This is a genomic window from Staphylococcus sp. HMSC077D08, from assembly GCF_001837945.1.
In the GTDB taxonomy this organism is placed as follows: Bacteria; Bacillota; Bacilli; order Staphylococcales; family Staphylococcaceae; genus Staphylococcus; species Staphylococcus epidermidis.
This window is the reverse complement of the sequence record NZ_KV834769.1, coordinates 1-201: the sequence shown is the minus strand read 5'-3', so window position 1 is coordinate 201 and position 201 is coordinate 1. Positions and strand designations below refer to the sequence as shown.

The following is a 201-nucleotide window of genomic DNA, read 5'->3' as shown; positions in this document are numbered from 1 at the left end:
TCCGTTATGATGTTTACTTCAAAGCTTCAGATCTGAAGGAGGTTAAATAATGACAGCCAAAGAACTCGAACAATATCTCCTACAAAGCTTAAATATGGCATTAGGATCCATGATGCAAGGCGAAACCAGTTATACCAATAGTTTTACCTGCAAGGTTACGGAAGAAGGTTTTTACTTTCTTCCTCGCCTGCCTGCAGGCTA

At 40.3% G+C, this 201-nt stretch carries 1 pseudogene; it reads left to right on the top strand.

The window, feature by feature from the left end:
- Positions 1 to 49: 49 nt before the first annotated feature.
- Positions 50 to 201, top strand: a pseudogene (locus HMPREF2663_RS13210) (cell division protein FtsK); the annotation flags it as partial.